11 protein-coding genes and 1 pseudogene are annotated in these 8,028 nt (G+C 63.9%); 7 read left to right on the top strand and 5 right to left on the bottom strand.

Translation table 11 applies throughout. The features are described 5' to 3' along the window. Nucleotides 1-341: 341 nt before the first annotated feature. A complete protein-coding gene (locus tag EQG76_RS20310) occupies nt 342-527 on the bottom strand; it encodes a hypothetical protein (RefSeq protein WP_159716163.1) in 186 nt (61 codons plus the stop codon). 193 nt (nt 528-720) lie between these two features. Between EQG76_RS20310 and EQG76_RS20305 the strand changes: the two genes are divergently transcribed. Further along, a complete protein-coding gene (locus EQG76_RS20305; RefSeq protein ID WP_159716162.1) occupies nt 721-1,323 on the top strand; it encodes a hypothetical protein in 603 nt (200 codons plus the stop codon). A gap of 321 nt (nt 1,324-1,644) precedes the next feature. After that, a complete protein-coding gene (locus EQG76_RS20300) occupies nt 1,645-2,100 on the top strand; it encodes a carboxymuconolactone decarboxylase family protein (protein WP_159716161.1) in 456 nt (151 codons plus the stop codon). A gap of 96 nt (nt 2,101-2,196) precedes the next feature. Here EQG76_RS20300 and EQG76_RS20295 read toward each other — a convergent pair whose 3' ends face one another. Further along, on the bottom strand, nt 2,197-3,075 hold the full coding sequence (locus tag EQG76_RS20295) for a calcium-binding protein (RefSeq protein WP_159716160.1): 879 nt from the start codon (nt 3,073-3,075) through the stop codon (nt 2,197-2,199). A 1,062-nt stretch (nt 3,076-4,137) separates the two neighbouring features. Continuing rightward, the gene (locus EQG76_RS20290; protein ID WP_159716159.1) at nt 4,138-4,329 is read right to left on the bottom strand and encodes a hypothetical protein; all 192 of its coding nucleotides are present in this window, start codon (nt 4,327-4,329) and stop codon (nt 4,138-4,140) included. A gap of 219 nt (nt 4,330-4,548) precedes the next feature. Between EQG76_RS20290 and EQG76_RS20285 the strand changes: the two genes are divergently transcribed. After that, nucleotides 4,549-4,839, top strand: a complete 291-nt coding sequence (locus tag EQG76_RS20285; RefSeq protein WP_235031471.1) for a hypothetical protein — start codon at nt 4,549-4,551, stop codon at nt 4,837-4,839. Nucleotides 4,840-4,998: 159 nt separating this feature from the next. Further along, complete coding sequence (locus EQG76_RS20280; protein WP_159716158.1) at nt 4,999-5,487, top strand: hypothetical protein; 489 nt, start codon at nt 4,999-5,001, stop codon at nt 5,485-5,487. Between the two features lie 42 nt (nt 5,488-5,529). Here the strand turns inward: EQG76_RS20280 and EQG76_RS32850 are convergent, their stop codons facing one another. Then, the gene (locus tag EQG76_RS32850) at nt 5,530-5,661 is read right to left on the bottom strand and encodes a hypothetical protein (protein WP_255476575.1); all 132 of its coding nucleotides are present in this window, start codon (nt 5,659-5,661) and stop codon (nt 5,530-5,532) included. Nucleotides 5,662-5,929: 268 nt separating this feature from the next. Here EQG76_RS32850 and EQG76_RS20275 point away from each other — a divergent pair, with 268 nt between their 5' ends. Continuing rightward, the gene (locus tag EQG76_RS20275; protein WP_159716157.1) at nt 5,930-6,394 is read left to right on the top strand and encodes a calcium-binding protein; all 465 of its coding nucleotides are present in this window, start codon (nt 5,930-5,932) and stop codon (nt 6,392-6,394) included. 58 nt (nt 6,395-6,452) lie between these two features. Beyond that, nucleotides 6,453-7,043 (top strand): annotated as a pseudogene (locus EQG76_RS20265) (hypothetical protein); the annotation flags it as partial. Here the strand turns inward: EQG76_RS20265 and EQG76_RS20260 are convergent. Beyond that, nucleotides 7,020-7,241, bottom strand: coding sequence for a hypothetical protein (locus tag EQG76_RS20260; protein WP_159716155.1), 222 nt, complete (start codon nt 7,239-7,241; stop codon nt 7,020-7,022). The pseudogene EQG76_RS20265 and the gene EQG76_RS20260 sit on opposite strands and share 24 nt — an antisense overlap. A 247-nt stretch (nt 7,242-7,488) precedes the next feature. Here EQG76_RS20260 and EQG76_RS20255 point away from each other — a divergent pair. After that, nucleotides 7,489-8,028, top strand: a 540-nt coding sequence (locus EQG76_RS20255; protein ID WP_159716154.1) for a GMC family oxidoreductase N-terminal domain-containing protein, incomplete at its 3' end; no start/stop codon positions are given.

Below are 8,028 nucleotides of genomic sequence, written 5' to 3'. Positions count from 1 at the left end.
CGATCCACACTTCCTCATCCTGGCCGCCCTCACCGGCATGGTGATCGTCCTGTCGTTGCCGATCCTGCCAGGATGAACCGATGGTTTCCGGTGATCGCGAGATGAGCGTCGAGTCATCCGGCGGGATCGACCGGAACACCCACCCCCCACCTCTCGTTGAGGTCCTGCTCCAGTTCACGAAGCTGGAGCGATCCCCCTCATCGCCGCCCGGTCTACCACCGGGCGGTTCTTTTTGCGCCGCGCCAGCAGGCAGCGCCTGCTAAAGTGGCCAGAGCCCCGCGCGGTGGAGAATAGCACGCCGGGCCCGGCAGATCAGCAGGATCGCCGGACGCCGTCCAGCGCTAGTCGTCGTCGGCGGGATCGGTTTGCTGCATCAGCTCCTCGAGGTCCGCGCGCAGCTCGGCTGCCTTCCCGGGCGGGCACTGGAGGATGGCCAGCTTGTGGCTCGGCTTGATCCGCTTTTTATGCAGCGCCGAGGCGGCGCCCGCAAGCAGCTCGTCGGGCGTCGCGGCCTCGATCCGCAGCACCTCGTGGATGGTCGCGGGGCGGTGGTGGAGCCATGCCACAATGTACACGGTGGGCCTTCAGCCGGTCGGGCTGATCACCGTAGCGGGGGCGGATAACCCGGCAAGGGCCATGCGGGGCAATCGCCCACTTGCCGGCCATCGGCAGGCCGGGCACGAAGTAGGGTCATTCCACAGAACAAGCTAGAAGAATTCCATGCGCTTCTGGATGTGGTTGCTGGCGATCCTGGCGCTGGCCGGCTGTGCTCGCACCGGCGTGCTCCTGAAGAACCCGAACCAGCTCGACGTGGCACTGATCGATGCGGCGACCAACGCCGCCAGCATGCAGTTCACCGGGCAGAACTACTACGACTTCCTGTACCCCACCCGGCAGGAGTTCACGGTACCGATCCCGCTGCCCGGCGAGTATCCGACCGAGCTATGCACTGCAGCGCAGGTCGAGCAGGAGGGGCTGGTGGACCGGACCTGCATCATCGGCCGCCCCGCCAGCTACGGCCTCCAGCTCAAGATGGACTGCGCCAACATCAAGGGCTGCGCCGCGATCCGGGTCTCCCCGAGCATCCTGCAGGATCCGCCGATGCGCGCGCTGGTGTTCCAGGCGCTGCGCCGGCCCTGCGACTACCTGCCTGATCCTAGGCAGATCGCCCACAAGCCGATGGGGGCGATCGACATCCATGTCTGGCCCCTGGCCCTGAGCGCCGGCAACGCGTACGGCCTGCTCGGCTGCCACGGGTGGTGGCCGCCAACCAACACGATCCGCGAGATCGTCGGCGACATCATCGTGGTCGATCTGGGGTGACCGGCAGCGGTCTGGTCGATCTCAACCAGAAGATGCCGGCAAGCCGGATGCGACCGGTCGGATGAAGTCGATCATGGGGTCCGGACAGTCCCGCTCCGGCCGCCGGCGCGAAGGATTACCCGGCGGAGCGGCGAGCACTTCCCCCGGCACTTCCCGGCGTCGCACGGTCAAATGTTATGTCCGATTGGGCTGCCGACATGAAAGGATGCCGGCCCTATGCCGCGTCGAGCGGAAATACTGCATGGCATGTCACACCCCGACCGATCGGCTCGTCATGACTTTGAACGTCGATCTCCGGCGTTCCGAGCATAGAGATTTGTCATGAGCGATAACAAACGGCTGGTCTGGAACGAGGTGGCGCCACAGGGTGCAAAGGCGCTCTTTGGCATCCACCACTATATCACCACGGGCACCGACCTACCCCACGAACTGATCCACCTCGTCTTCCTGCGCGTGTCGCAGATCAACGGCTGCGCGCACTGCATCGACCTGCACACCCGGGACCTCCTTAAGACGATGCCGTTCGAGAAGGTCGCCCTGGTTCCAGTCTGGGCCGAGGTGCCCCACCTGTTTTCTGACCAGTACCGCGCCGCGCTCGCGTGGGCGGAGGAAGTCACGCTCGTCAGCGAGACGCACGCTTCTGACGAAGCCTATGCGGCCGCAAGCGCGGCCTTTGCGCCCAAGGATCTGGTGGACCTCACGATCACCATCGCGGCGATGAACGCGTTCAACCGGCTCGGCGCGCCCTTTCGGCTTCCGGTCAAGGCAAAGGCCTGATCCGCTTCTTCGTCACTGATCGAGCAACTTTCTAAGCCGTCCAGGCTGATAGTACGATTACGACAAGCGCGGCCAGACCTATGCGGTGATCATGGCCTAGCCGGCCACAATGTCACCCGGGTGCAGCTCGGTCACCCCATACAAGGCGAGCCGACCAGTAGCCCCAGCGGACCCACCCGCCATCTGCCAAAAGTTGATGGTGAGGCTATCGGCCTTGATCCCAGAGAATGACGGCTGGGTGATCGAGACGCCGGCATCGCCCAGGCCGAGCACGCCGTCCTTGTTCGTGTCCAGCATGTCGAAGGTGTAGTCGATCCGGACCTGCTTGTGGGGGTCTGCCCAGCGCTCGGAGATGTCCAGCTGGTCCTGGCCGCTTTGGAAGTCGGTGATCAGGTTGTTGCTGTCGGACATCTGCCCGTAAGGGTTGTCGTTCGGATCCGGATCATTGCCGAAGGCATAAACGAACGTATCCCTGCCAGTCCCACCGTCGATCAGGATGGCGGCAAAGAGGGTGCTGCTGCCGGTGGAGTGCAGGATGTCGTCACCGTCGCCACCGATCATCCGACCGCCGGGCCCGTCGAGGAAGAGCTGGTCGTTGCCACTACCGCCGTCCAGGCGGTCGATGCCGAAGTCTGCGTAGAGCCGGTCGTTGCCCTCGTTTCCCTTCAGGGTGTTGTTGCCGTCACCGCCGTAGAGGTCGTCGTTGCCCGTACCTCCGTTGATCAAATCATCCCCGGCATCGCCCCAGAGCCGGTCCCGGCCGTCCTGGCCGAACAGAACGTCGTTGCCGTCCCCACCCGAGATGTAGTCCGTCCCGCCTTCGCCATAGAGCCGGTCGGCGCCGGCGCGACCGTAGATCCGATCATCCCCAGCCCGACCAAACACGATATCGCTGGCGCCCAGACCATCGATCAGATCCTTCAGCGGGGTGCCGTAAAGGAGGTCCTTATCCTCGGTTCCCGTAATGGTGGCCATGTGGTCGTCCTGCCGTTCTTTGGTCGGGTGGAGGGGATGAGCTTTGGCCACTACAGCGCCGGCCTTCACGTCCCTCAGCTATCTGAGGCGCTGGAGAAGGTGCCGTACGGATCAAAGGTCGACGCGCTGGTGAGAAGGATGGCCAGTGCGCCGCTTCCTGCGTGGTCGGCCAAGCCTGAGGTCAAGCGGAGGAACCCAAAAAAAGCCATGAGGACGCCCAAGAAAGCTGCACCCCGCTACGCCTTGAACAGTGAGCAAAGTTCCTCCGCACAGCATTATCAGCGACGACGGCAGTAAACCGGGTAATCAAAGAAACACCCGTTGCTGCTTGTCATAGTAACGACGTTGTTTGTGTCTAGAATCCAATATCTGTGCCTGAAGCCATTTGAACATATATTGTCATCTGACGCATCGGTTCCTTGATAAAACACGAATCCACCCCATCTTTGATTGATAGTAGGATTGTCGCTGTTCACAAAATGTGGTTCTTTATTGTGAATTCGAATGCCTCTATTCCATGTGACGCAGACCGAGGGAAGTGGTTCGGGTGAATTCCATACGATTCCATACTCCCAATGCGTTCCTGGCCTACCGCGGAACTCGCAACTAGTAAGATTGAAGTTGCGGAGGTCTCCGCATACCTGCCACTGCGCAGCCTCCCCTGCACCGGTCATGCTCAACAATGTTGTGAAGCAAGCGGCCACTAGAACACGAGTGTTCATGTCAACCTCCAGCGATGCCAAGGTTGTCATTCTAGCGAAGCTGTTGGCCCCTATTGGACTCGCGAAGACCGAGCATTATACTCGAACTATGAGAACTCGCAACGAGGCCGTGGGCGCAACTCGTTCGGAGTTACTCAATTATGGCGTGCTTGGGGAGACCCAGATCAAATGGATTAAGAGTGGCCATGGCGGTGCTCGCACAGGTCGGAGGTTATGGCAGAAGTGGACAGCTATAGGGGATGGAGGCAGGTTCGGCCGCCCCGCCAGCCTTTGCCCTTGGCAGGTCGGCTGGCGAGCCTGGGGCCCATGACGGCTTGGCTCCTGAGGCCGTTTGCTGCCGCTAGTGCCTGGTCGGCCGCAAGGCCGCCAGCCACGCGGCCTGCGGGATCGCCCCGGCGTTCTGGATCAGCTGGCGCAAGCGCTGGGCCTGGTCATCGTTCCTGGCCAGAGCCGCCACGCGCTGAAGCAGGTCGGCATCGGCCGGGGCAACAGCCGCTAATGTAGAACACGGCGCATGGCGTGGCTTGGTCATGGCTTCCTCCGGCTGCCGCCATGGCTGATCCGATCAGCCCACGCCATAACCTGGAATAATTCCAACAAATTTGAATCAAATTTTCGGCAATTCCAGGCCATCCCGATCAAGCCGTACGATGCCGGCACTGGCGGAACGACTGCCAATCTTCATGGTTGATCTGATGCTTACTCGAGCAATCCACAGGCGAACGACGACACCACCCTGATCACCGCCACCGTGCTGGCGGTGCAGCCGGTGGCCAAGGGCAAGCTGCTGGCCCTGGCCTCAGTGGAGCTGGTGCTGGATGGGGTGCCGCTCGTGCTGCACGGGGTGCAGGTGCTCCGGCTCAAGCACCCGGTCACCGGGGAGGAAGCCACCGGCGTCGACCTGCCCCGCTACCGGGCACCGGACGGCAGCTGGCGCCAGGCGATCGAGCTGCCGCCGGAGGTGCGCCGCCCGGTAGGCGACGCCGTGCTGGAGCACTGCTGCGTGCTGGGCATCACCCAGCGGCGTCAGCCGGCCGCCTGATCGGCGGCCGTCCATGGGGGACGAGGCCGTCCAGGCTGGTCGGAGGTTATGGCAGATGGGGCGAGGGGGTGGGATGCCGGCCGGCCCGCCTCAGCTCCGGCGCGTGCCGGCCCGCGTGTGGGCGCCGGTGGGCTGCCCGGCGCCCACGCTGCCCCTGGCGTGGGTGGCCAGCTGGAGGGCCTCGACCTGCTGCTGCAGGTGGTGCAGTTCGCCAAGCAGCCGCTCCATCTGCGCCACCACCGCCTGACCGGCCGCCACCAGCTGCGCAGCCTGCAACTCGACCTGGCGCAGCCGGACGAGCTCCGCCGTCCACGGGTCGGCCGGTGCCGGGGCGGGCCGGAGCGCCGCGTCACCGACGCCGAGGCACGGACCGCCATCGATTCCATGCGCGCCCGGCTCGCCACCACCGCCATGTGTGCATCTGCGTTGCGGATCAGCACGTCGCGGATCGCGCGTCTGCTCAAGCAACACGATCCGGCGAAAGTGCTTTTCGCGTGCGCTGCCGCGCAAGGCCGGTCGGTGACGCAGATCGCCCAGCAGACCGGCATTTCCGTTGAGGTTGTCCGCCAGATGCTGACCCAGCAGCCCGTCGACGTGAAGCAGGCCATCCGGCATGCCGAATTGGCGGTCATGATCGAGCTGGAATGAAGCAGGCCGCCTAGCAGTGGCTCGATAGCGGCGGCTAGCCGGTCAGCGCCTGACCTGCCCGAGCGTCACGCCCAAGCAGAGGCCGACCGCGCCGGCCGCCATATTGTCGAACAGCGCTTCGCCCACCACCGCACCAAGCGCGATGCTGAGTGCCAGTCCGGTGCCCAAGCTCATGATCGACACATCGGTCCTGATGCGGCGCCGGCAACCGGAGGACACGGGCGGCCGGGCTCGTTGGCCGGCCGCGTAACCAATTTATCTGATGGCACGCAATCTGCCGTGGTGGAAAATGGATGCGCGGCCAGCGCGACGACTTCGGCTGGATCCTAGACAAACTTTAGCAGATATTTCCGAATTTATCTGAGTATAGACTTGATCTTGTGGTTCGACATCAGCGTTTCTCAGTCCCATAGATGCGTTGGGATTCTGGAAGGCCATAGTGATGAGTGTTCAGACTGTGCGACGCGTCCTGACGGGCACGATGCAGGATGATCAGACTTCCGGGGATGGTCGTATTGATGTCATCTGGGGAATCGGCGGCAACGACCGCCTGCGGGGCCACGGCGGGGACGACATCCTGCGGGGCCACGGCGGGGACGACTGGGCTGCGGGCGGGATAGGCAACGACCGGATTGATGGCGGGCCGGGCAAAGACTGGCCCTACGGTGACGAAGGCGATGACACGATCTTCGCCGGCGACGATGACGACTGGCTGTACGGCGGGGACGGGCGTGACTTCCTTGTCGGCGGGGCAGGCAACGATCAGATCGACGGCGGCTTCGGTGATGACCGCTTGGTGGGCGGTGAAGGCAACGACAGCCTTCGCGGCGGCGGCCTCAACGTCCTGTTCGGCAATGAAGGCGAGGACACGTTCGACAGGACGATCATGACGATGACGATCCGCTGACCGGATCACGCATCATCGGGTTCGGCGGGGCCGGCGATGACTATGTTGGGGCGGCGCCGGCAGCAACAACATCCGGGGCGAGGACGGCGACGACAGCCTGAGCGGCTCGTGGTCCGCCGATCGGCTAGATGGGGGCGAAGGCGAAGACTACCTCGTCGGCAACGGTGGGGACGATCGCCTGATCGGCGGGGCCAGCAATGACATGCTGACCGGCGGGAACGGCAAGGACATCCTCACCGGCGGGTCTGGAGAGGATGTCTTCTACTACGACTTCTCCTACCAGGAGAACGGCGGGTGGGACGAGCATGACACCCACTACGTCGAAGCCAACGATCTGATCTCCGACTTCCGTCCGGGCGAAGACCGCCTGTCGATCAGCTATCACCACTACACGCAGACGGGCGAACCTTTCGAGATCAAGACGACCTTCGCGGCTTTCGTGTCCCTATACCAGCTCGACACGAACGGTGACGATGTCGTTGGGGTTGGGAACAAGGGGATTTCGGTTCGATCAGCCTCATTCATGGGCGAAACACGGCAGAGCCTGGTGATTGACACCGGCAACCTCGGGCACATCAACGACCAGACCTTCAGCCAGGGTACCATCACGCTCTTTAGCGTCACGTCAGTAGGCATCTGGGACGGGTGAAAGGAGAACCACGTGCGGGATCCAGAGAACGACAATGATGCTCGGTGCGCCGAGGAACGGGAGGATGTCGATCAGATCCTGACCCTCCTCCGGCGCATCGAGGAAGGGATGCAACGTGAGGCACAAGAGCGGCTGCGCCTCATGAAGATGATCGAGGCCCTCGGCACTCGACTGCTCGAGGTCGAGAGAATCGTTCATCTGCTGCCAAAGCCACGTCGACTGCGCGGATCGACACGGCGCCGGTAGCCGACAGAGCGGCTGTGTTCGGTGTCAAGGCAGTCGCGGGCAGCTGGTGATCATTGTCGCGGCCTCATCCCGAGCGCATCATCGCGAAGCGATGACAACACCGGCGCCGGTACTGCGCCGAGCGCCGGAGACTGCTTCCTCCCGCCACCCGAGCCTGACCGCCCCATGACGGGGGTAGCAGCACGCGGGAGGAACCGAGATGGCCGAGCGCTTCGATCCCCAAGGCGATGAAGAACGGGTCGACGCGGACGGGAGTGGCGCGCCAGACGAGTATCAAAAGGGCGAGTTCCTCAACGCGCTCTCTCTGGCGGCCTACACCGGCCGGATCGACCGCCGGACGTTCCTCGGTACACTTCTCAAGGCCGGGGTCGCGAGCGCCACCGCGGTAGCCTGGGCCGATCACGCGGCCCAGGCGGCCGAGAACCAGGCCCAGCGCCGGGCTGATCTCAAGGCCGGCTACGACTACGTCATCGTTGGCGCCGGCACCGCCGGCTGCGTTCTCGCCAACCGCCTCTCGGCCGACCGCTCGGTCTCCGTGCTCTTGATCGAGGCGGGGCCGGGTGGGCTCAACCGGCCACAGATCACCGATCCATTCGTCTGGTTCACCAATCTCGGGTCCGAGCTCGACTGGTCGCGGCCCACAGTGCCGCAGGACCGGCTGGACGACCGCGTCCTGGTGCTCCCGTCAGGCCGCCTCGTAGGCGGGTCGAGCAGCATCAACGCTCTGATGTGGCTGCGC

It is taken from the genome of Geminicoccus flavidas, from assembly GCF_009806515.1.
Taxonomy (GTDB): domain Bacteria; phylum Pseudomonadota; class Alphaproteobacteria; order Geminicoccales; family Geminicoccaceae; genus Geminicoccus; species Geminicoccus flavidus.
Note: the sequence above shows the minus strand (reverse complement) of the source record. Positions and strands in the feature narration are given on the sequence as shown.

Bases quoted from the DNA above. Each gene is read 5' to 3' on its own strand.
- EQG76_RS20295 (WP_159716160.1), bottom strand. From the start codon at position 3,075: ATGGCCACCATTACGGGAACCGAGGATAAGGACCTCCTTTACGGCACC.
- EQG76_RS20290 (WP_159716159.1), bottom strand. From the start codon at position 4,329: ATGACCAAGCCACGCCATGCGCCGTGTTCTACATTAGCGGCTGTTGCC.
- EQG76_RS20275 (WP_159716157.1), top strand. From the start codon at position 5,930: ATGAGTGTTCAGACTGTGCGACGCGTCCTGACGGGCACGATGCAGGAT.
- EQG76_RS20260 (WP_159716155.1), bottom strand. From the start codon at position 7,241: ATGAACGATTCTCTCGACCTCGAGCAGTCGAGTGCCGAGGGCCTCGAT.
- EQG76_RS20300 (WP_159716161.1), top strand. From the start codon at position 1,645: ATGAGCGATAACAAACGGCTGGTCTGGAACGAGGTGGCGCCACAGGGT.
- EQG76_RS20305 (WP_159716162.1), top strand. From the start codon at position 721: ATGCGCTTCTGGATGTGGTTGCTGGCGATCCTGGCGCTGGCCGGCTGT.
- EQG76_RS32850 (WP_255476575.1), bottom strand. From the start codon at position 5,661: ATGAGCTTGGGCACCGGACTGGCACTCAGCATCGCGCTTGGTGCGGTG.